The sequence below is a fragment of the Sphingomonas bacterium genome (assembly GCF_903642285.1).
Taxonomy (GTDB): Bacteria; Pseudomonadota; Alphaproteobacteria; order Sphingomonadales; family Sphingomonadaceae; genus Sphingomonas.
On the sequence record NZ_CAHJWJ010000003.1, the window covers coordinates 1 to 21109 of the forward strand.

A 21109-nucleotide genomic window follows, 5' to 3' on the forward strand; every position below is an offset into this window, starting at 1 on the left:
CGGCGGCGGTCGTCGGCGCGGTGGCGGTGATGCCGGCCGGCGCGGCCGCGGCCTGCGGCGCAGCGGCACCCGCGGTACCGGCAAGCCCGGCCAGTGCCAGCCCGGCTGCGATCGCCAAAGTCCTGAAGCCCATATTGCGCATCCCTGTCGTCACCCCAAACCGGAAAGCCGCGTATCGACATGGTCCTGGCGGGACATGTGCGGGTTCCCGGACAATAAAATTGCCGGTTCGGCCATGCCTATACGCGGCAGGGGGGTCCGCCTCAAGCACCGAGCGCCGGTTTCTGGCCTACGCGTTGCTTTGCGTTGCGCGACGGCGCGTCGATCCCTAATCGCTGGGCTCGATCAACGCGTTGCGCCCTATGACGCGCGAGGGAGCCGATCCGCATGACCGACGATGACGTGCTCGCCGAATTCCGCGCCGCCGACGCGCTGCTGGAGGGGCATTTCATCCTGTCGTCGGGGTTGCGCAGCCCGCGTTACCTGCAGTGCGCGCGCGTATTGATGGACCCGGCGCGGGGGAGCCGGCTGGCCTGGGCGCTGGTCGCGCGATTGCCGGCGGAGGTGCGCTCGGCGATCGACATCGTCGTGTCGCCCGCGATGGGCGGTGTGATCGCGGGGCACGAGATGGCGCGCGCGCTGGGAGTCGAGGCGCTGTTCCTGGAACGGCCCGACGGCGTGTTCGGGCTGCGCCGCGGGTTCCGGCTGGCACCGGGGCAACGCGTGCTGATGATGGAGGACGTCGTCACCACCGGGCTGTCGTCGAAGGAGGCGATCAAGGCGATCGCCGCGGCGGGCGGCGAGACGATCGCGGCGGCGGCGTTGGTCGACCGGTCGGGCGGCGGCGTCGATCTGGGCGTGCCGTTCTATCCGCTGATCCGCCTGGACGTGCCGACCTATACCGCCGACGCGCTGCCGCCGGAACTGGCGGCGATCCCGGCGGTGAAGCCGGGGAGCCGGGCGGCGTGATCCCGTCCGTCGTAGCGCTCGCGATCGCGGCTCGCCCTCACCCTTCCGGCTCGTACGATTTCCCGATCGACGAGATCCGACAGGGCAAGGGCTTCGCCTGCGACCTGTTGAGCGCGGTCGCATGTTGAGGGTGTCATGTTGAGACTGGGCGTCAACATCGATCACGTCGCGACCGTGCGCAACGCGCGCGGCGTCGGCTATCCCGATCCGGTGCGCGCGGCGCTGCTGGCGGCGGAGGCGGGGGCGGACGGGATCACCGCACATCTGCGCGAGGATCGGCGGCATATCACCGACGACGATATCGCGCGGCTGGCGGCGGCGCTGACGATCCCGCTCAACCTGGAAATGGCCGCGACCGACGAGATGCTGGGCATCGCGCTCCGCCACCGGCCGCACGCCGCATGCATCGTGCCCGAAAAGCGCGAGGAGGTGACGACCGAGGGCGGGCTGGATGCGGCCGGACAGTTCGAGCGATTGGTACCGATGGTGCGCTCGCTCGCGGCGGGGGGGATCCGCGTATCGCTGTTCGTCGAACCCGACGCGCGCCAGATCGACGCGGCGCTGCGGCTGGGTGCGCCGGTCGTCGAGCTTCACACCGGGCGCTACGCCGATCTGGAAGGCGAGGATCGCGAGGGCGAACTTCGCCGGTTGGCGGATGCTGCGGCGCTGGCAATGAAGAACGGGATCGAGGTGCATGCGGGGCACGGGCTGACGTTCGACAATGTCGGGCCCGTCGCGGGGATCCGCCACGTCCGCGAGCTGAACATCGGGCATTTCCTGATCGGCGAGGCGTTGTTCGTCGGGCTGGGCGACGCGGTGCGGACGATGCGCGATGCGATGGATGCGGCGCGTGGGTAGGCGCGCAAATCCTCCCCGGGACGGGGAGGGGAACCAGCGAAGCTGGTGGAGGGGGATCACCGCGAGTGGATCGCTCGCGGTGATCCCCCTCCACCATCCGCTGAAGAAGCGGATGGTCCCCCTCCCCATATTGGGGAGGATTTAAGTGATCCTCGGTCTCGGTTCCGATCTCTGCAACATAGACCGCATCCAGGCGTCGCTCGACCGGTTCGGCGACCGGTTCGAGCGCCGCGTCTTCACCGATACCGAACGTGCCAAGGCGGCTAGACGCCCCTTCACCAAGGCGGGAACGCTCGCCAAGCGGTTCGCCGCGAAGGAGGCGTTCTCGAAAGCGGTCGGCACCGGCTTTCGCCGCGGGGTATTCATGTGCGACATCGGCGTGGTGAACGCAGCTTCGGGCGCGCCCACCCTGGTGCTGACCGGCGGCGCGAAGGCGAGGCTTGACGCGATGATACCGGATGGCCACGGCGCACGCATACATCTGACGATGACCGACGATCATCCCTGGGCGCAGGCCTTTGTGATCATCGAGGCGGTTCGGGAACCGGCGATATGAAGGACGTGGCCTTGGACGGTGAAGACGGCACGGCCCGGCCGGGCGGCGACGGCATAGCCGCCGATGGCGTCGGCGCCGACGGCAGTGCCGCGACGGCCAAGCGCGGCACCGACTGGTGGGGCGAGATCAAGGGCATCTTCTGGCTGATCGTGATCGTACTCGGCTTCCACAGCTTCGTCGCCAAACCCTTCTACATCCCGTCCGAATCGATGCTGCCGGGGCTGCAGGTCGGCGACAGGCTGGTCGTCAGCAAGTTCACCTATGGCTGGTCGTTCGTTTCGCCGACGATCCCCAACCCGGTTGCCATCTTCGACAGTCTGGTGCTGCACGAGCCCGAGGAAAGCTGGGCGTTTCAACTTCCTTTCATCCACGGCCGGCTTCTCGGTCGCCTGCCGGAACGGGGCGACGTCGTGATCGTGACGCCGCCGGGCACCAGCAGCGACTATATCAAGCGCGTCATCGGCCTGCCCGGCGACCGACTCGAGGTGCGCGGCGGCACGGTCATCCTGAACGGCGTCCCGGTGAAGCGCGGCCCGAAGCATGACGTGGATATCGCGCGTTACGGCGGTGACATGACGCCGGACGGCGAAACCTGCGGCGGTGGAACGATCGTGCCCAATGCCAAGGGATATAATTCCTGCCGCCTTCCCGTGGTCACCGAAACGCTGCCGGGCGGGCGCACCTTCGATACGGTCGACGACATCGATGGCAGCCAGGGCGACGACTATCATGTCGGGCACCCCATCACGATTCCGGCGGGCCATGTCTTCCTGATGGGCGACAACCGCGACCACAGCGCCGATAGTCGCTTTCCGTTGGGCGGGATCGAACGCGGTCTGGGTGGCCCGGTGCCGTTCGAGAATATCGGAGGTCGCGCCGAATTCATCACCTTCAGCCTCGACGCTACCGCGGGATGGAACCCGTTGACCTGGTTCGGATCGCTCCGCGGTAGTCGCGCGGGTCAGTCGCTGCATCCGCAAAACGCCGCGCCGCCGGCCGCCGGCAAATGAGCGGCGACGCGCAGGGCGACACGGGGCCCGTGATCGTTCAAGCGCTGGCCCCCAGCGAACTGACCGACCCCGCGATCCGCGCCGAGCTGAAGAAGGCGAGCGTCTGGCTCGGGCTGATCGCGGCGATGGCACTGGTCATCGTGCTGATCCAGCCGCTGCTGATCATCTTCGCCGGGCTGGTGTTCGCGGCGATGCTGGACGGCGGCGTCCGGCTGCTCGGACGGGTGCTGAAGATCGGGCGGGGGTTCCGGCTGCTCATCATCGTCCTGCTGGTCGTCGCGTTTCTGCTCGGCACCTTCTATCTGATGGGCGTCCAGCTGACCGATCAGTTCGCACAGCTTCAGGCGACGGTGATCGCGCAGGTCGGCCGGGTGACCGGATGGCTGAACGGCAAGGGGATCATGCTCGGTGCGTCGGACGTCAACGGCATGCTCCACCAGGCGGCGGGGCAGGTCGGCAAGCTGACATCCTGGGTCGGCAGCGCGCTCGGTGTGCTGACGACGGCGGTGTTCATCCTGGTGCTCGGGCTGTTCTTCGCGATGGAACCGCGCATCTACGAACGCGGGCTGGTGTGGATGGTGCCGAGCGACAGCCGCGCCGAATTCGCGGTGACGACCAAGCGGATGGGGTCAACGCTCCGCCGGCTGCTCGCCGGACGGCTGGTGGGGATGGCGGCGGAGGGCGTGCTGACCGGGATCGCGCTGGCGACCGGCGGCGTGCCGATGGCGCTGGTGCTCGGCATCATCGCGGGGATCATGGCGTTCGTCCCCAATATCGGCGCGTTCGTGACGGGCGCGCTGATGATCGCGGTCGGGTTCAGCGCCGGACCGCATACCGGTCTGTGGGCGCTCGTCACCTGGGCGATCGTGCAGAGCTTCGACGGCTATGTCGTCGTCCCGATCGTCGCCCGGCGGACGGTCGACCTGCCGCCCGCATTGACGCTCAGCATGCAGATCCTGGCGAGCGCGCTGTTCGGCATATTGGGGCTGATGCTCGCCGATCCGATGACCGCGCTGATCAAGGTCGCGCTGGAACGGCGGTCGGAACGCCAGGGCGACATCGAGGCCGACCGGTAGCCGGCGCATGGCGATCGTCCTCTACGATTACTGGCGCTCCTCCGCCGGCTACCGCGTCCGGATCGCGCTCAACCTCAAGGGGGTCGCCTACGACCGTGTCGCGGTCGACCTGATCGGCGGCGCGCAGGGGGCGGCGGCGAACGTCGCGGTCAATCCGCAGGGGCTGGTGCCGACGCTGGTCGTCGACGGGACGCCGCTGACGCAGAGCCTCGCGATCGTCGACTGGCTGGACCGGACCTGGCCTGATCCGCCGCTCCACCCCGCCGATCCCGTCGCCCGCGCGCAGGCGCTGGCGATGGCCCTGGTCGTGGCGGCGGACATCCATCCGATCGACAATATGCGCGTGCTGCGGCGGCTGGGGGTGCAGTTCGGCGCGGATCAGGCGGCGAAGGACGATTGGTATCGCCACTGGATCGCGGTCGGACTGGGCGCGCTGGAGGAGATTGCGCGGCGCGGCGACGGGCCGTTCCTGGGTGGCGCGGCTCCCGGTGTCGCCGATCTGTGCCTGGTGCCGCAGCTCTACAACGCGCGCCGGTTCGCGGTGCCGCTGGACGGCTGGCCGCGGCTGCTGGCGGCGGAGGCGGCATGTACGGTGCTGCCCGCCTTTGCCGCCGCGCATCCCGATCGCTTCAAGCCGTGACGAGGCTGTGGAACAAGGCGAGATAACGCGCCGCCGAGTCGGCACCCGGCGGCACGACCGGAGCCGGGCGTACGACGTCGTCGGCGAGCCAATGGTCGAGTGCTACGACGAGCGCGTCCTGATCGTCGCAGTCGACGATGCTGCCGAGCGAGGCATCGGTCACGATCTCGTCCACCGCCACGCTGGACCGTGTCGCGACGACCGGGGTGCCGACCGACAAGGCCTCGCGCAGCACCCCCGGCACGCCTTCATATTCGGACGGCAGCGCCAGCACGCACGCGTGCGTCATCGCGGGGAAGGGATCGGCCGCGTGACCCGGCAGCAGCACGCGGTCCGCCACTCCCAGGGCCGCCGCCTGCGCCTGCAGCGCGGGGCGTTCGGGTCCGTCGCCCAGGATCGCGAGCACGATATCCCGCCGCGCGAGCCGGGGGATGGCGGCGACCAGCCGGTCCCAGCGTTTCTGAACGACCAGGCGACCGACCCCGAGGATATAGGGCCGGTCGGTCGCGACGACGGGCGGCGCGGCCGGGACACCGGGATGCGCGGGCGGATGCGGCATCGCGGGCGGGTTAGCGATCACGCTGATACGCCCCGCCATCCGCATCGCCGCCGCCGCCGCGACCCCGGTCGCCGCGGTCATCGCCACCGCGTGATCCAGGAAACGGCCGTGCAGCGCCATCCAGGCGCGATATCCGGCGGCGAACAGCCGGCCATGATCGGCACGATCGGGCGCGTTCGATACTTTGCCGACGATCGGTGGACGCGAACCGCGCAGCCACAAAGCGGTCCAGGCGGCGACCGCGGTATAATGATTGCCGGGGCAGAACAGGATATCGGGGCATCGTCGCCGGACGATGACGGGCAGCGCCAGCATCGCCAGATAGCGGCGCGACCCGATCGCCACGCGCTCGACCCCCGCCGGGACGTTCGCCATCAACGGCCCTTCCGCTGCACCGACCACCAGCGTCACCCGGTGGCCGGCGGCGATCCACCCCGCCGCGAGCCGCAACATCGCCAGCTCCACCCCGCCGCCGCGAAGCGTCTGGGCGTAGGTCAGGATGTGGAGACGAGTCGGTTCAATGGTCATCGGCCGTGCCGCTATACCGGCTTGCGCGCCGGGCGCGAGGATGCGTTCCGCGACCCGCGGCGAGAATATTGCGCGGACCGCGTCGAGCGCGCAAGGGACGCCTGGATCGTATCCGCGGGCGGCGTCGTTCATCCGCGGGCAATATCGTATATCGTCTAGCCCCGTCGCGCGATCCGTCGGCAACAACGAGAACAGCATGCGCAAGGCAATCCGAGGGGCTTCCCGCTGACGACCGACACCGCAACCGTACCCGGATTGCTCGCGCCGAAGTCGCTGCCGACCGCAATGCCCGCGGTCGTCGATATCGCCGGGCTGGAACCATTGCCGTCCAAGCGCCGCCACTGGTCCGCCATCGCCGGCACGGCGCTGACCCTCGCGATGATCGTCGGGCTCGGGCGGCAATTGCTCGGCTCCGGGCTGGCGGGGCTCGGCCGCTCGGTGCCGGTCGACTCGCGTTTCTATCTCTTTTTCGCGCTGCTCTACATGTCGCTGCCGATCGGCGACTATGTCATCTTCCGTCGGCTATGGGGCATTCCGCTCGGCGGCGGTCTGGCCGCGCTCATCAAGAAGCGGATCGCGAACGACGTCGTCCTCGGATATCTGGGCGAAGCGTATTTCTACGCCTGGGCACGCGCGCGCGCGACGATGGTCGCGGCACCGTTCGGTGCGGTGAAGGACGTGTCGATCCTGTCCGCCATCGCCGGCAATGCGGTCACGCTGCTGATGATGGGCGTCGCGCTGCCGCTGGGTCACGCGCTGATGACCACGGGGCAGGTCCAGATGCTCAGCGGGTCGGCGGTGATCGTCTTCGCGATGTCGCTACCCTTTCTGATCTTTTCGAAACGCGTCTTTTCGCTGTCGCGGCGCGTGTTGTGGTGGATCTTCGGCGTGCATTGCCTGCGCCTCGTCGCCGGGTCGATCCTGATCGCGTTCGCCTGGCATTTCGCGCTGCCCGAGGTGTCGATCGGCATGTGGCTGTTCCTCGCCGCCGGACGCCTGCTCGTCTCGCGGCTGCCGCTGGTGCCCAACAAGGACCTTCTTTTCGCCAACTTCGCGATCCTGTTGATCGGGCAGGGGGAGGCGCTGTCGCGGTTGATGGCGTTCACCGCAGCGCTAACGCTGCTCGTGCATGTCGTCTTCATCGTGCTGTTCAGCCTGTACGGACTGGCGAAGAGGAAATTCGGATGACGTTCGCGTTCGTGAAGACTGCCGCCGGTCTGCCCACCCTGGCTATGGCGTTCGGTGTGGCGCTCGGCATGGCGGCACCGGTCGCCGCACAGGCCGAAGCCGAAGCATGTCCGGCGAACGAAGGGCCCGCGATCCAGGCCAACGTCGCCGGGCTGAAGGACCGGACCGGCATCGTGAAGCTCGAACTCTATCCCGACAATCCGACCGATTTCCTGAAGGACGACCACGACCTGATCGCGCAGGGCAAGGTCTTCCGCCGCGTCGAGATGAAGCCGCCGGCGACCGGCGAACTGGTGATGTGCATGAAGGTGCCCAAGCCCGGCCGCTATGCATTGCTGTTCACGCACAATCGCGACGGCAAGAACAAGTTCAGCTTCTGGTCCGACGGTGCCGGATTTCCGAGCAACCACCGGCTCGGACGGCAGCGACCGAGCGTGGACGAAGCGCTGGTCGAGGTCGGCAAGGGCGTGACGGTGACGAACATCCGCGTGCAATATCTGCGCGGGCTCGCCGGCTTCGGCCCGCTGACCAATTGAATCGATGGGGCGGGAGCGGTTTGGCGGCGTCGTTGGTTAAGCAACGCTTGAAGCAATCCTAAGGTCTGCAATGCGCATCGTCGACGTCAACGAATTCTACGCGCCGGCCGGTGGCGGCGTCCGCACCTATATCGATCGCAAGATGTCGATCCTGTCCGAGATGGGGCATGAACTGACCGTCATCGCCCCCGGCCGAGCCGATGCGGTCGAGGAGCGTCCGGGCGGCGGGCGGATCCATTACGTCAAGGCGCCGGCGCTGCCGTTCGACGCCAATTACGGGTTGTTCTGGGACGCGACACCGATCACCGACCTGCTCGACGCGATCGACCCCGATGTCGTCGAATGCTGTTCGCCCTGGCGCCCCGCCTGGATCGTCGGCGACTGGCGGGGACGGGCGGTCAAGTCGTTCTTCATGCACAACGACAATGTCGCCGCCTATCCGCAACGCTGGTTCGAAAGCGTGGCGAGCCCGGGGCGGATCGAGGACGCGTTCGCCTGGTACAGCCGGTATATGAGCCGCTTCCTGGCGAAATACGATACCGTCCTGACCAACGGGCCCGCGTTGCAGAAGCGGCTCGGCGCGCGCGGGGTCAGGATCGACGCGGCGATGCCGCTGGGGATCGAGCGCCAGCATTTCTCGCCCGGTTTTCGCGACCTGAAACTGCGCCGCGCGTTGCTGGCACAGTGCGACCTGCCCGAGGACTCGCTGCTGCTCCTCGGGCTCGGGCGGCATCATCCCGAAAAGCGCTGGCCGATGGTGATCGACGCGGTCGAGCGTGCGGGCGCGCGCATTCCCGTCGGCATGGTGCAGATCGGCATCGGCGGCGACGGCAAGCGGATGGAGAAACGGATCGCCGGATCGCCGCACATCCGCCTGTTCCGCCCGGTCTATGATCGCGAGCGGCTGGCGCGGATCATGGCGAGCTGCGATGCGCTGATCCACGGGTCGGAGGCCGAGCCGTTCGGGCTGGTCGCGTCGGAGGCGATGGCGTCCGGACTGCCGCTGATCGTCCCCGATACCGGCGGTTGTGCCGAGGTCGCCGATCCGCGATCGAGCGAACGCTATACCGCGCGCAGTGCGGCGAGCTGCGCGGCGGCGATCACCCGGCTATACGCGCGCGACCGGCCCATGCTTCGCCGCGCGGCCGAAGTCGCCGCGACCAGGGTCCGGTCGGACCGCGAACATGCCGCGGAACTGATCGCCTATTACGAAGCGATGGTCGCGGCGAAACGGGCGCGCGTCGCCTAGGTCACCCGATCCGCTTGTAGACCGCGATCCGCTCGCGTCCCATCGGCAGGGTCGCCGACAGCCCGTAGTGAAGACGGATATCGCCCAGCAGCAGCGCCCGGATGTCCGGGCGTTCGCCGCGGAACGGCGGGCGCATCACGATCATCGCCGGCTGCCTTTCAAGAATGCGGCGTAGCTCGACGGCCTGGTCGATCCCGGTCGCGCCGCTTTCGCGCGCGCGGTTGATATGCGCCGGCACGACGTAGCGCGACACGCGGCACCGCCCCGTCACCGGATACAGCATCGTCGTTCCCGAATAGACATAGAGGCACCCCGGCCCCGACCCCACCGCCCGGGCGAGCGCGCGGAGCTGGGGGCCGTCGCCGCGATCGGCGCGGTTGACCAGTACCGTGGCCTGCCCGCCGATCGCGACCAGCAGCAGCACCGCGGTGCCGATCCGCCGATGGCGGGCCTGCGCGAAGAACCCCGCCGCACAGGCCGTGCCGGGCACCAGGATCGGCAGCCCGTAATGATCGAACCACGGCGGAAACAATGCGACGCCGACGATCGCGACGCACAGCCATATCGCCAGGAATCGCCGGACGCGCGCATCGCCGCCCTCCGCGCCACCGCGCGCGCGCGCCGCCATCGCCAACAGCGGCGACAGGATCAGCAGCAAAGTGCCGATGTTGCGCAACATCTCCGACGCCGGATCGGGATTGCGGTGCAGGACCGACAGGAAATTTGCGTAGACGAACGCATCCGTCCGACCGAGTGCCGCATAGACCGCGAGCGCGGCGAGCGTCGGCGCGAGCGCGGCGACGATCAGCAGCCCGCCATGCCCGACGACCGCGGCGATCGACCGGGTCGTGCGCCATTCCCGCTCCAGCAGCCAGAGCCCGAAGAACACGCCTTCGAACACGACCGAATATTTGATCTGCAGCGACACGCCGACGAGCAGCATCGCGGCGACCCCCATCGCCCGCCGCCGCGGTCGCGCTTCGCCCGCGACGATCAGCCACGCCGCCCCCGCCATCGGCAGGTCGTAGAAGATCGGTGCCTGCCCGCCGACGCCGTTCAGCAGGTCCGGCCACAGCACATAGGCGACCCCGCCGAGCACCGCGCCGCGCCCCCATCCGGCCCGGATCGCGAGCCGAACGATCAGCCACGCGGTCGCGATCAGGCTGGCGAGCGCCATCGCCTGATAGGTAAGCACCGACCAGGGCAGCGGCAGCGCACCCGCGGGCAGGTACAGCAGGAACAGCCCCACAGGCTTGCGGTCCCAGATGTCGACGAACGGCAGCGCACCGTGTCGCATCGCGCTCGCCATGGTGAGGTAGAATTCCTCGTCGACATGGATCACCGGATCGCCGAAGCTCGCCGCGCGCGCCGCCAGCGCGACGAGGGCGAGCAGCGCGAGCGTGCGCCAATGGCGATCGACGGTGGGCAGCGTGGGTGGGCCGGGCATCAATCCCGGGCGGGGACGGCGGTCATGAAATAATCGAGTTGCGTCGATGTCCCGGTCACGAACCCGCGCGCGGGCGACAGAACCAGCCCGGTCGTGTCGATGACCCGCAATCCCGCCGCCGTCAGCAGCGCGGTCAGTTCGTCCGGCGTCAGGAAGGCGTTCCAGTCATGCGTCCCGCGCGGGATCCGACCCGTCCCCTCCGCGATCCCGATCAGCGCGAGGCGTGACAGCGGCGTGCGGTTGGGGGTCGACAGTATCAGCAATCCGCCGGGCGCCAATGCACCCGCCAGTCCGGCCACGAACGCCGCGCGGTCGACGACATGTTCGATGACTTCGAGACAGGTGACGAGATCGAACCGCGCGCCCTCCGTCGCTTCGATCCCGCCCGCGCGGTAGTCGATCGACAGCCCCCCCGACGCCGCATGGTCTCGCGCCACCGCGATATTTTCCGGCGCGGCGTCGATCCCCGTCACCGCCGCCCCCAACCGCGCGAGCGGTTCGGCGAGCAGCCCCGCGCCGCAGCCGATATCCAGCGCGGTGCGGCCGGCGAGCGGCGCGAACCCCTGCGCATCGCCGCCCCAATGCGCGTCCACCGCCGCGCGTATATAGCCCAGCCGGGGCGGGTTCAGCGTGTGCAGCATCGCGGAGGACCCCGCGGGGTCCCACCAATCCTTCGCCAACCGACCGAAATGCGCGGCCTCGTGCGGGGCGATCGTCGTGCTTGCGCTTGCCATGGCCGCTTCCTATCAGGATGGCCCCGCCCCCAACAAGGATTATGGCACGCAGCGATGGCACGGATCGTGATGAAGTTCGGCGGCACCTCGATGGCGGGGATCGAGCGGATCAGGATCGTCGCCGCCCGCGTGAAGCGCGAGGTCGAGGCGGGCAACCAGGTCGCGGTCGTCGTCTCGGCGATGGCGGGGGAGACCGACCGCCTCGTCGGCTTCTGTCGCGAAGCCTCCGCGCGCTACGATGCACGCGAATATGACGTCGTCGTATCGTCGGGCGAACAGGTGACGAGCGGGCTGCTCGCCATCGCGCTCCAGGCGGCGGGCGTGCCCGCGCGAAGCTGGCTCGGCTGGCAATTGCCGATCGGGACCTCGGATGCGCACGCCTCGGCGCGGATCGAGGCGATCGACATGACCGCGCTGGATGCCTCGCTCGCGCAAGGGGTCGTCGCGGTGATCCCGGGCTTCCAGGGCGTCGACGGCAGCGGCCGGGTGACGACGCTCGGCCGCGGCGGATCGGACACCTCGGCCGTCGCGGTGGCGGCGGCGATGAAGGCGGACCGGTGCGACATCTACACCGATGTCGACGGCGTCTACACCACCGATCCGCGAATCGTCCCCCGCGCGCGCAAATTGTCGCGGGTGACGTATGAGGAAATGCTCGAACTTGCGAGCGTGGGGGCCAAGGTGCTGCAGACGCGCTCGGTCGGGCTGGCGATGAAGGAGGGGGTGCGGGTTCGCGTCCTGTCCAGTTTCGAGGACGACCGCGACCAAGACGGCCACCGCGGCACGCTGATCGTGGGCGAAGAGGAGATCGACGACATGGAACGCCAGCTCATCACCGGCATCGCGCACGACAAGAACGAAGCGAAGATCACGCTGACCAAGGTCAGCGACCGCCCCGGCTCGGTCGCCGCGATCTTCGCGCCGCTGGCGGACGCGGGGATCAACGTCGACATGATCGTGCAGAACATCGCGCATTCGACCGGATCGACCGACGTCACCTTCACCGTTCCCTCGGTCGACCTGACGCGGACCATCGACGTCCTGGAGGGCGCGCGCGACAACATCGGCTATGCGAGCCTGGTCCCCGACACCCATGTCGCGAAGGTATCGGTCGTGGGCGTCGGCATGCGCAGCCATGCCGGCGTCGCGGCGACGATGTTCACGACGCTGGGCGACCGCGGCATCAACATCCAGGCGATCGCGACGAGCGAGATCAAGGTCAGCGTGCTGATCGAGGAGGATTATACCGAGCTGGCGGTGCGGGTGCTGCATACGGCTTATGGGCTGGATGCGGTGGAGGGGGCTTGATCGCCGCTCCATTTCGGAGGCCCCAGGAACGCGCGTAAGCGTTGGGAAACGGCCGCCTCGTCCTTCAGTTCGCACTCCCAGACGATCGCCGTTGTCCAGTGGTCCGCGACCAGCGCAAGGATGGTTTCGTTGTCACGTTCTCGGTTGCGCGAAATCTTGGCGTTCCAGAAGTCCGTGTTGGTCTGCGGCAGTCGGCCGCGTGGGCAATCATGCCCATGCCAGAAACAGCCGTGCACCAGCACGACCCGCTTGCGATTAATGAAGGCCAGGTCGAGACGCTTGCGTCGAAACGGGAATTGCACCCGAAACCGATAACCCGCTGCGTGCAACATGCGACGGACGCGGCGTTCGGGCGCGGTATCCCGCCCCTTGACCGCCCGCATCACGGTACTACGTGCCGTCGGGGAGAGCCGATCAGCCATCGCCGAACTTGGTCGCGAGCCAATCGTACACCGCGCGTTGCTCGTGCAGCCCGGCACGCCGTATTTGGCTCAGCAGCCAGATCGTGGATGGTTTCTGTGCGGTGATGTTCTTCGCGCCTTCGTTGCAACCCGAGCAGAGACTCCTGAGATTAGCGAGTTCGTCCTTGCCGCCCAGGCTCTTGTCGACGATGTGTCCGACGTGCATGCGAACCTTGCGCCTGGTGTCGGGGTCCACGTCGCCCGGCGTCAGCCCGCACATCTGGCAGGTGAACCCGTTGCGATCGAGGACTTGCGCCTTGAGCCTGCCGGAAATCGCGCGGGAAAAGGCGACGTCCTTGCGTTCGGTCGGCACCGACACCAGCCGGTACTCGCCGGGCTTCAGTGAAGCATCGTCGTTGTGCGAATGGATCGGCCAGCCTTCCTCGTCGCGCAATTCGCGCAAACGGCGCGCCCATTCGCTGATCCCCGCCGCGGTCCGAACTTGTTCCGCCGTCACGACCTGCCCGACTTTGGCGAGCAAGAATTGGCGCACGCGCTCTTTGCCGCTCGGCCTAGTCATGCGTCGCGGCCTCCGTCGTCGCAGTGACGGCGAGGTGCCGCATCAGTGCCAGCCCGACATATTCCGTGTAGGCGGGCGGGATGGCCTCGTTGATCTCGCCCTTGGTCATCCATTCGATGCCCATCGCGTCGCGGGCCGATGCCAGCGAGCAGTTACCCCCGCCGGTCACCTGGACAAAATCCTTCCACTCATCGGTCTTGCCGAAATGAGCCTTCCGCTTATCGAAGGTGTGGACCTTCGGATGCTTCGCATGGGGCGGGGCCTTCAGCGGGAAATTCGTTTCGAACAGACGGTGTCGCAGGACGCGCAGGCCGGGGAACATCGTACCGCACAGTATGACGGCATCGCGCAAGGGAGCGCCCTCGACGTTCTCGATCACATACGGCTTGCCCGACCGTTCGAGCAATTCCCGCACCGGTTCCACGAGCCGCGGCCAATCGCCGCCGTTGCCGTTGCGCTTGGCGAGATCCGAATAGGATTGGCACGGCGGTGAAGCGTGGATCGCGTCGAACAGCGCTACGAACTTCGGGTCCAGCGTCATCGCGTCGGCTTGCAGGAACGGCAGTGGATTGTTGGGGCGGGGTACGATGTCGACGCCGATCACATCGAAGCCTGCGCGCTGGTATCCCACGCCTGCTCCGCCCGCGCAACAGAACAGGTCGAGCAGTAGCGGTCGTTGCCGTCCGACCGCCTTCTTGACCGCGCCGTTGGATATGGAGGGCTGCCAATCGTCCAGGGAACGCTGCCGAGCCGGATCGAACTCGTCCAAGATATTGGTAATACGGGCTTGCACCGCTTCGTGCAGCATAACGAATGACCTTATGAAAGCGCAGCGATACCATGAAAGCGCCACGATCGATCGTCGCCGATGCCTTCAAGACTACTCCGTAGCGGTTCTTGACATGCTCTCAAGCCCGATGCGCGAATGGGCACCCTTTGCGCCGAGTGGCATCGATCCTATTTCCCGGGAAAGGAGAACGTAATGGGTGGAGCAACCGCAAGATTGGCGGAATTATTCGAAGCTCGGCAGGGCGTTCCGATCTCCAGGAATGAGGTTAGGGCGGTCGCGTCCCAGCTCGACTATATGAAACGGCTTCGACGAAACGGGGGTGCCCGCGACATTCTCGATCGGCAGGGGATTGTGCTGCTGTGGGGAGTCGGCGACAGCGAAGTGATCGGACGATTGGGTCTCGGCGATGTCGGCGACGACGAGTTCATTTCCTATACTCCGAAGAACACGGAAGAGTTGAAGATGCTGCGCGATGCGGGACATCCGTTGAGCCGCCCTCGAGGCTTGTGATCGCTGATACCGTCAGGGTTGAATGCCGGGCAGCGCAGCGCTCACTCCTTTTGGTCGCTCACCGCGTTTGCTAAATGATCAGGTGAGGGAGAGGATTGCGGATCTTCCCCCTTGCGGGCATGTGCGCGGCATGATCGATACGCTTGCCGAACCACCCGTCTCCGCGACCATCCGCGCCGACCGCCTGACCGCCCGCATGGCGCGGGGCACCGCGTTTCTCGGGTCCGAGGTCGCGATCCTGTGTGGGGCGATGTCGTGGGTCAGCGAACGCAACCTGGTCGCGGCGATGTCGAACGCAGGCGGCTTCGGGGTGATCGCATGCGGGGCGATGACGCCCGAACTGCTCGATACCGAGATCGCGGCGACCAGGGCGCTCACGACCAGGCCGTTCGGGGTGAACCTCATCACGATGCACCCCGGCCTGTTCGATCTCATCGCGGTGTGCGCGAGGCACCGGGTCGGCCATGTCGTGCTGGCGGGCGGGTTGCCGCCCAAGGGCAGCATCGAGGCGATCAAGGAGACCGGCGCGAAGCTCATCGCCTTCTCGCCCGCACTGGCGCTCGCGAAGAAGCTGATCCGCTCGGGCGTCGATGCGCTGATAATCGAAGGGATGGAAGCGGGCGGGCATATCGGCCCGGTCTCGACCAGCGTGCTGGCGCAGGAGATGCTGCCCGAGATCGGCGACCAGGTGCCGGTGTTCGTGGCGGGCGGGATCGGCCGCGGCGAGGCGATCGCGGGCTATCTCGACATGGGCGCGGCGGGGGTGCAGCTCGGCACGCGCTTCGTCTGCGCGACCGAATCGATCGCGCATCCCAATTTCAAGCGCGCCTTCATCCGCGCCTCCGCGCGCGATGCGGTGGCGAGCGTGCAGATCGATCCGCGGCTGCCCGTCATTCCCGTCCGCGCGCTGAAGAACGCGTCGAGCGACCTGTTCACCGCCAAGCAGCGCACGGTCGCACAGAGCCTGGACGAGGGCCGCGTCGCGATGCTGGAGGCGCAATTGGAGATCGAGCATTACTGGGCGGGCGCGCTGCGCCGCGCGGTGATCGACGGCGATGTCGAGAATGGCAGCCTGATGGCGGGCCAGTCGGTCGGCATGGTGACGAAGGAGGAACCGGTCGCCGCGATCATCGATGCGTTGATGGCGGAGGCGGCATCGGCGTTCGAGAAGCGCGCGGCGTGATCCGCTAGCTACGCGCCCCATCCCCTCCCAGTATATTCTCCCCCCCCCCCCCCCCGGGCGAAGGCCGGGGTCCATCGGCGAGACGATAGCGGCGGCGCGAACACCAGTCACGCCTGGTCCAGTCGGGCCCCGGCCCTCGCCGGGGCGGGGCGAGGGGGCCGGCTTGGCAAATGCGGTTACCCGGGCTTGCCGTTATCCATCGATGCCTTGGTCAGTCGGATGCGTGACGCTTCCCCATCGGTAGCAAGGGGTGGGGTCGCCGCACGGGAGGGGGTCGGTGCCCGCTTCCGGGCGCGGTTCGGTGCCGACTGGCAGGCGGCGAACGACGCGGCGATGGCGAGGCTCTACAATTCTGGGCACAACCATCCGCACAAGGCGGCTTTTGCCGCGAGGCAAACGCGGTGCTTCATGAGGCGCAAACGGTTGAACCCGACGATTTTCAGGCCTTCCCCGCGGCGGTCCTGCCCCGGCTGGCGGCACCGTTCCTCGCCGCCTTGGCGACAATCGACGAATATCATGTGCGGATGATGCGGTGGAACGACACGCACGGACCGCGTGCGGCGATCGCGACCGTCGCGGCGGTTACCATGGAAGGCACACCCGGACCGCGGATCGGAACCGAGGGACCGTGAATCCCGCGAAGGCTAGCGCGCCATCCGCCGCAACCGCACGTAGTTGACCGCGAAGAGCGCGGCGAGCGCCACGTCGATCAGCGCGAACGGCACCGGCATCGCGGGTACGCCCTTCGCCGCCAGCCAGAACACCGGCAGCGCGAAGCTGAGCTTCGAGACGATGCCGATCGGAATGAAGGGGGCATATCGCCGCGGATCGCCGGCGATCAGCAGATAGGCGAGCTGGGTCGCCGCCGCAGCACCCGCGAACCACCATGCCGCGAGCGTCGCCGCCGACAGCGGCTGCTGGGTATAGACCGCCAGCGTCGCCACCAGCCCGTAGATCCCGGCAAGCGCGAAGCTCGCTCTCGCAAAACGCATGGTTTCTCCCCTGCTTTACGCGGTCTTAACCGAAACGCGTGCAGATGTCCCGTCATGCCGGGGGGCGGAAGGATCGTCGAGTGATGGCCAGCGTACGTGTCCTGTCTACGAGCGTTTTCGCCGGGATCCTGTCCGCCGCCTTGACCGCCTGCGCCGGGCATCCGCCGATCGTCGCGGTCGCGGTCGCGCCCGTTCCCGCACCCGTCGCCATCGCCGCGGCACCGGCCTTGCCGCCCGGGGTGTCGCCGACGATGACCGTCCCGCCGATGTTGCCCGACGGCAGCTACCAGACGCCCAATCGGGGGCTCAGTCCCGACGGCACCCTGTGGCATTTCCGGGTCGCGCTGAACGTGGCCGCGCTAGCCTGCCGCGGTGCGCAAGGCGATGCGATCACGGCTTCGTACAACGCGATGCTGGCTCGCCGGCGCACGACGCTGTCCGCTGCGGAGACGCGCTTCGCCGCGGAATGGCGGGACGGCGGCGGCGATTGGCGCGACCGGTACGACGATGCGATGACCCGACTGTACAATTATTTTTCGCTGTCGCCGGCACGTACCGGCTTCTGCTCCGCCGCGGCGCAGGTGCTGGCGGATGCGGCGACGGTGCCCGACGATGCCCTGCCGGGTTTCGCCGCCGCCGAACTGCCTGCGCTCGACCGCCCGTTCACCGATGTCTACCGCGCGTTCGATGCGTGGCGCGGCGTGAACCGTCCGGCACCACTCCGCGCGCAGCCGCAGACGGTCGCCGCGATCGCCGTCGCGCCGCATATCGCCGCTGCGATGGCACCCCCGCGGCTGGAACTCGACCCGAGCGTCTTTCAGTGATCCGGATCGGCGAGACGGCGTAGCGCATCGCCGGTCAGCCGCTGTACCGTCCATTCGTCCATGCCGACCGCGCCGATCGACCGGTAGAACCCGATCGCTTCCGCGTTCCAGTCGAGCACCGCCCATTCGAGGCGCGCGCAGTCCCGGTCCACCGCGATCCGCGCGAGGTGCCGGAGCAGCGCCTTCCCTACGCCGCGACCGCGCGCTGCCGGCGTGATGTACAGATCCTCCAGATACAGTCCGCGCCGTCCGGTCCAGGTCGAGAAATTGTGGAAGAACAGCGCGAAGCCGATCGCCGCGCCGTCGTCTTGCGCGATGATCGCCTCCGCCGCCGGGGGCACCCCGAACAGCGCCTGGGCCAGCATCGCCTCGGTCGCGTGCACCGCGTCGGGCGCGCGTTCGAACGCGGCGAGATCGCGGACGAAGGACAGGATGACGCCCACATCCGCCAGGGTCGCTGCACGGATCATGCGCCGGCCTCGCTCATCGGCACCGGCATCGCGCGACGCACCGCGACGATGCACCCGCCGACGATCAGCGCCGCCCCCGCCAGCGTGAAGGACGAAACCCGTTCGCCGAAGACCAGATAGCCCAGGATCGCCGACCAGACGAACGCGGTATATTCGACCGGCGCCAGCACCTGCGCCTCGGCCCGGCCATAGGCCCAGGCCAGGCACACCGACGACACCGTCCCGAGCACCGCGGCCGCGCCGATCGCGGGCCATTGCGTCGCGGCCGGCCAGCCCGAGAACCAGGGCGCGCCGGCGAGCAGCACGGTACCGATGACGAGACTGGTGAACACCGTCACCTCCAGCGGGTCCGCCGCCTGCGCCTGGCGACGCAGCAGGATCAGGCTGGCGGCGTAGAGGACGGACGCGACGACGATCGCGACCGTCCCCGCCAGGCTGTCCGCGTTAGCCTCCGCCCGAATCTCGCCCGCGGCGATGACCAGGACGCCGACGACCGCGACCAGCGACCCGGCGATCGCCGCGCGGCGGATCGTCTCGCCCAGGAACGCGGCGGCGAGGTACAGCGCGATCAGCGGCGCAAGGAAGGTGAGCGCGATCGACTGCGCCATAGGCACGCGCTCGAGCCCCCAGAAGAACAGCAGGATACTCGCCCCCGCCGCCAGCCCGCGTGCGATATGGAGGTTCAGCGCGTCGCGTCCGGGCCACGGCCGACGGCGCGCGAGGAACACCGATCCGGTGATCGCCACCCCCGCGACCGAACGCCACAGCACCGTGCTGTACGCGCCGCTGTCGATCGACAGCCGCTTCATGATGGCATCCATGCAGGAATAGATCGCGATGCCGCCGCCCGCGACCATGAATGCGGCCGCGGGGGAGGTTTTGGGATGGGTCATCGGATGAGGCGGATGTCGATGCCGAGATCGAGCTCGGCCAGCCGGCGGTCTCCAGTAATGACCGGTTGAAGTCGCGTGAGCGCGAGGGCCAAGCAGGCACGATCACCCAGCGATGCACCCGCATGACGGGTCTTCGGACGCAGATCGGCAGCCAGCACCGCCTGTCCCATATCGAAAGGTACCACCGCGATTTCGGCTTGGCGAAACAACGTCATAACACTCGATGCGGCAAATCCGCGATCCACGGCACGGGCAATACATTCCGACGCGTTAAGGGCGGAAAGTGCGCTTCCCCGCATCACATCGATCACGAGATCGCTGCCGGGCTCCTCAAGCAAGACGGCGAGCAGCGCAGATGCGTCGAGAACGACGGTCACTCATCGCCCCAATCCGCCCGTCGCTCGGCGAGAAATTGATCGACGGTGTAATCCTCGCCGACCATTTCTCGGAATTTGCGCTGGCAGTCTTTTACGACCTGGGTGAACGTCCTTATTGAGATACCCCCTTCGGCATCGCGCTCGACGACGAGTGAATCGCCATCCTTGATGCCAAATTCCCGACGCAATTCCGAGGGGATGACGATCTTCCCGCCTGCAATCACCTTGGCATGGTAGGTCATATCGATACTCCCGGTACCTGACCTATAGCACAGGACCTATTCCGCCGCCACCGGCACCGCCGCCAGCAGGATCGCATCCGCCGCGTCGATCTCCGCCGCCTTCGCCTCGACCAGCGCGACGATATGCTCGATCATCCCAATATCCTGGACATGATGATCGGTCACACCCGACAGATACACCATATGCTTGCCGTTACCGCCGCCGGTGATGCCGATATCGGTCTCGCGCGCTTCGCCGGGGCCGTTGACGACGCAGCCGAGCACCGACAGCGACATCGGCGTGCGGATATGCTGCAGCCGTTCCTCCAGCGCCTGCACGGTGCGGATCACGTCGAAGCCCTGGCGCGCGCACGACGGGCAGGACACCACGCGCACCCCGCGGTTGCGGATGCCCAAGGCCTTCAGGATTTCGAACCCGACGCGGACTTCCTCCTCGGGCTCCGCGGACAGCGACACGCGGATCGTGTCGCCGATCCCGTACCACAGCAGCGATCCCATCCCGATCGCGGACTTGACCGTCCCGCCGACGAACCCGCCCGCTTCGGTGATGCCAAGATGCAGCGGGCAATCGACCTGTTCGGCCAGCTGCTGATAGGCGGCGACCGCGAGGAACAGGTCGGATGCCTTCACCGCGACCTTGAATTCGTGGAAGTCGTGATCCTGCAGCAGCTTGATATGATCGAGCGCGGATTCGACCAGCGCGTCGGGGCAGGGCTCGCCATATTTCTCCAGCAGGTGCCGCTCCAGGCTGCCGCCGTTCACGCCGATCCGGATCGCGCAGCCATTCGCCTTGGCTGCGTCGACCACTTCCTTCACGCGCGCCGCCGATCCGATATTGCCGGGGTTGATGCGCAGGCACGCCGCGCCCGCATCGGCGGCTTCCAGCGCGCGCTTGTAGTGGAAATGGATGTCCGCGATGATCGGCACGCGGGCGGCGCGGACGATCTGTTTCAGCGCCGCGGTCGATTCGACGTCGGGGCAGCTGACCCGGATCAGGTCCGCGCCCGCATCCTCGCAGCGGCGGATCTGGTCGATCGTCGCGCGCGGATCGCTGGTCGGCGTGTTCGTCATCGTCTGCACGGTGACGGGCGCGTCGCCGCCGACGGGGACGTTGCCGACCATGATCTGGCGGCTCGGACGGCGGACGATGTCGCGCCAGGGACGAATGGACATGGCCGTCCTTATACGC

At 67.7% G+C, this 21109-nt stretch carries 26 protein-coding genes; 14 read left to right on the forward strand and 12 right to left on the reverse strand.

The genetic code is table 11. The features are described from left to right. Positions 1–387: 387 nt before the first annotated feature. From pyrE to maiA, 6 genes are all read left to right on the forward strand, one after another. Positions 388–969 (forward strand): orotate phosphoribosyltransferase, encoded by a 582-nt coding sequence (gene pyrE, locus HUU99_RS02055; protein ID WP_174284916.1) that lies wholly within the window; start codon positions 388–390, stop codon positions 967–969. Positions 970–1104: 135 nt separating this feature from the next. After that, entirely contained in the window at positions 1105–1827 is a 723-nt protein-coding gene (locus tag HUU99_RS02060) for a pyridoxine 5'-phosphate synthase (RefSeq protein WP_174284917.1), read from the forward strand. A 145-nt stretch (positions 1828–1972) separates the two neighbouring features. Beyond that, the gene (gene acpS, locus HUU99_RS02065) at positions 1973–2383 is read left to right on the forward strand and encodes a holo-ACP synthase (RefSeq protein ID WP_174284918.1); all 411 of its coding nucleotides are present in this window, start codon (positions 1973–1975) and stop codon (positions 2381–2383) included. Beyond that, a complete protein-coding gene (lepB, locus tag HUU99_RS02070; protein WP_174284919.1) occupies positions 2380–3393 on the forward strand; it encodes a signal peptidase I in 1014 nt (337 codons plus the stop codon). The genes acpS and lepB overlap by 4 nt, the downstream gene beginning before the upstream one ends. After that, positions 3390–4469: an AI-2E family transporter gene (locus HUU99_RS02075; RefSeq protein ID WP_174284920.1), complete on the forward strand. Its 1080-nt coding sequence runs from the start codon at positions 3390–3392 to the stop codon at positions 4467–4469. The genes lepB and HUU99_RS02075 overlap by 4 nt, the downstream gene beginning before the upstream one ends. A 7-nt stretch (positions 4470–4476) precedes the next feature. Then, positions 4477–5109 carry a maleylacetoacetate isomerase gene (gene maiA / locus HUU99_RS02080; RefSeq protein WP_174284921.1) on the forward strand — a complete coding sequence of 211 codons (633 nt, stop codon included), beginning with the start codon at positions 4477–4479 and terminating at the stop codon, positions 5107–5109. Here the strand turns inward: maiA and HUU99_RS02085 are convergent. Beyond that, positions 5099–6196, reverse strand: a complete 1098-nt coding sequence (locus HUU99_RS02085; protein ID WP_174285078.1) for a glycosyltransferase — start codon at positions 6194–6196, stop codon at positions 5099–5101. The genes maiA and HUU99_RS02085 overlap by 11 nt on opposite strands. A 255-nt stretch (positions 6197–6451) precedes the next feature. Here HUU99_RS02085 and HUU99_RS02090 point away from each other — a divergent pair, with 255 nt between their 5' ends. The 3 genes from HUU99_RS02090 to HUU99_RS02100 all read left to right on the forward strand — a co-directional run bounded on the left by HUU99_RS02090 (position 6452) and on the right by HUU99_RS02100 (position 9169). Next, entirely contained in the window at positions 6452–7384 is a 933-nt protein-coding gene (locus HUU99_RS02090) for a hypothetical protein (protein ID WP_368039898.1), read from the forward strand. Next, entirely contained in the window at positions 7381–7920 is a 540-nt protein-coding gene (locus tag HUU99_RS02095; RefSeq protein ID WP_368039899.1) for a DUF2141 domain-containing protein, read from the forward strand. The genes HUU99_RS02090 and HUU99_RS02095 overlap by 4 nt, the downstream gene beginning before the upstream one ends. Before the next feature lie 70 nt (positions 7921–7990). After that, entirely contained in the window at positions 7991–9169 is a 1179-nt protein-coding gene (locus HUU99_RS02100) for a glycosyltransferase (RefSeq protein WP_174284922.1), read from the forward strand. 1 nt (position 9170) lies between these two features. Here the strand turns inward: HUU99_RS02100 and HUU99_RS02105 are convergent, their stop codons facing one another. Next, the gene (locus HUU99_RS02105; RefSeq protein WP_174284923.1) at positions 9171–10616 is read right to left on the reverse strand and encodes a hypothetical protein; all 1446 of its coding nucleotides are present in this window, start codon (positions 10614–10616) and stop codon (positions 9171–9173) included. Continuing rightward, positions 10616–11350 (reverse strand): bifunctional 2-polyprenyl-6-hydroxyphenol methylase/3-demethylubiquinol 3-O-methyltransferase UbiG, encoded by a 735-nt coding sequence (gene ubiG / locus HUU99_RS02110; RefSeq protein ID WP_174284924.1) that lies wholly within the window; start codon positions 11348–11350, stop codon positions 10616–10618. The genes HUU99_RS02105 and ubiG overlap by 1 nt, the downstream gene beginning before the upstream one ends. 54 nt (positions 11351–11404) lie before the next feature. On the opposite strand from ubiG, the gene HUU99_RS02115 reads away from it, so the two are divergent. Next, positions 11405–12658, forward strand: coding sequence for an aspartate kinase (locus tag HUU99_RS02115; protein ID WP_174284925.1), 1254 nt, complete (start codon positions 11405–11407; stop codon positions 12656–12658). Here HUU99_RS02115 and HUU99_RS02120 read toward each other — a convergent pair. Genes HUU99_RS02120 through HUU99_RS02130 form a run of 3 tightly spaced genes read right to left on the reverse strand, consistent with a single transcriptional unit; the run spans position 12628 to position 14447 of the window. Then, the gene (locus HUU99_RS02120; RefSeq protein ID WP_174284926.1) at positions 12628–13080 is read right to left on the reverse strand and encodes a very short patch repair endonuclease; all 453 of its coding nucleotides are present in this window, start codon (positions 13078–13080) and stop codon (positions 12628–12630) included. The genes HUU99_RS02115 and HUU99_RS02120 overlap by 31 nt on opposite strands. Next, positions 13073–13612, reverse strand: a complete 540-nt coding sequence (locus HUU99_RS02125) for an HNH endonuclease (RefSeq protein ID WP_217430737.1) — start codon at positions 13610–13612, stop codon at positions 13073–13075. The genes HUU99_RS02120 and HUU99_RS02125 overlap by 8 nt, the downstream gene beginning before the upstream one ends. Positions 13613–13631: 19 nt before the next feature. Beyond that, the gene (locus HUU99_RS02130) at positions 13632–14447 is read right to left on the reverse strand and encodes a DNA cytosine methyltransferase (protein ID WP_174284928.1); all 816 of its coding nucleotides are present in this window, start codon (positions 14445–14447) and stop codon (positions 13632–13634) included. 174 nt (positions 14448–14621) lie between these two features. Here HUU99_RS02130 and HUU99_RS02135 point away from each other — a divergent pair, with 174 nt between their 5' ends. The 3 genes from HUU99_RS02135 (at position 14622) to HUU99_RS02145 (ending at position 16754) form a co-directional block, all read left to right on the forward strand. Then, positions 14622–14939, forward strand: coding sequence for a NaeI family type II restriction endonuclease (locus HUU99_RS02135; RefSeq protein ID WP_217430738.1), 318 nt, complete (start codon positions 14622–14624; stop codon positions 14937–14939). A 196-nt stretch (positions 14940–15135) separates the two neighbouring features. Beyond that, on the forward strand, positions 15136–16122 hold the full coding sequence (locus HUU99_RS02140; protein WP_174285081.1) for an NAD(P)H-dependent flavin oxidoreductase: 987 nt from the start codon (positions 15136–15138) through the stop codon (positions 16120–16122). Positions 16123–16523: 401 nt separating this feature from the next. Next, on the forward strand, positions 16524–16754 hold the full coding sequence (locus HUU99_RS02145; RefSeq protein ID WP_174284930.1) for a hypothetical protein: 231 nt from the start codon (positions 16524–16526) through the stop codon (positions 16752–16754). A gap of 12 nt (positions 16755–16766) precedes the next feature. Here HUU99_RS02145 and HUU99_RS02150 read toward each other — a convergent pair whose 3' ends face one another. After that, positions 16767–17114, reverse strand: coding sequence for a hypothetical protein (locus HUU99_RS02150; RefSeq protein WP_174284931.1), 348 nt, complete (start codon positions 17112–17114; stop codon positions 16767–16769). An 83-nt stretch (positions 17115–17197) separates the two neighbouring features. On the opposite strand from HUU99_RS02150, the gene HUU99_RS02155 reads away from it, so the two are divergent. Continuing rightward, a complete protein-coding gene (locus tag HUU99_RS02155; RefSeq protein WP_254602869.1) occupies positions 17198–17938 on the forward strand; it encodes a hypothetical protein in 741 nt (246 codons plus the stop codon). On the opposite strand, the gene HUU99_RS02160 is transcribed toward HUU99_RS02155, so the two are convergent. Genes HUU99_RS02160 through ispG form a run of 5 tightly spaced genes read right to left on the reverse strand, consistent with a single transcriptional unit; the run spans position 17932 to position 21093 of the window. Then, positions 17932–18408, reverse strand: a complete 477-nt coding sequence (locus HUU99_RS02160; protein ID WP_174284932.1) for a GNAT family N-acetyltransferase — start codon at positions 18406–18408, stop codon at positions 17932–17934. The genes HUU99_RS02155 and HUU99_RS02160 overlap by 7 nt on opposite strands. After that, positions 18405–19301, reverse strand: a complete 897-nt coding sequence (locus HUU99_RS02165) for a DMT family transporter (RefSeq protein ID WP_254602870.1) — start codon at positions 19299–19301, stop codon at positions 18405–18407. The genes HUU99_RS02160 and HUU99_RS02165 overlap by 4 nt, the downstream gene beginning before the upstream one ends. Next, the gene (locus HUU99_RS02170; RefSeq protein WP_174284933.1) at positions 19298–19678 is read right to left on the reverse strand and encodes a type II toxin-antitoxin system VapC family toxin; all 381 of its coding nucleotides are present in this window, start codon (positions 19676–19678) and stop codon (positions 19298–19300) included. Before HUU99_RS02170 ends, HUU99_RS02165 begins: the two co-directional genes overlap by 4 nt. Continuing rightward, complete coding sequence (locus HUU99_RS02175) at positions 19675–19920, reverse strand: AbrB/MazE/SpoVT family DNA-binding domain-containing protein (protein ID WP_174284934.1); 246 nt, start codon at positions 19918–19920, stop codon at positions 19675–19677. The genes HUU99_RS02170 and HUU99_RS02175 overlap by 4 nt, the downstream gene beginning before the upstream one ends. 36 nt (positions 19921–19956) lie before the next feature. Further along, a complete protein-coding gene (gene ispG, locus HUU99_RS02180; RefSeq protein WP_174284935.1) occupies positions 19957–21093 on the reverse strand; it encodes a flavodoxin-dependent (E)-4-hydroxy-3-methylbut-2-enyl-diphosphate synthase in 1137 nt (378 codons plus the stop codon). Positions 21094–21109 lie beyond the last annotated feature (16 nt).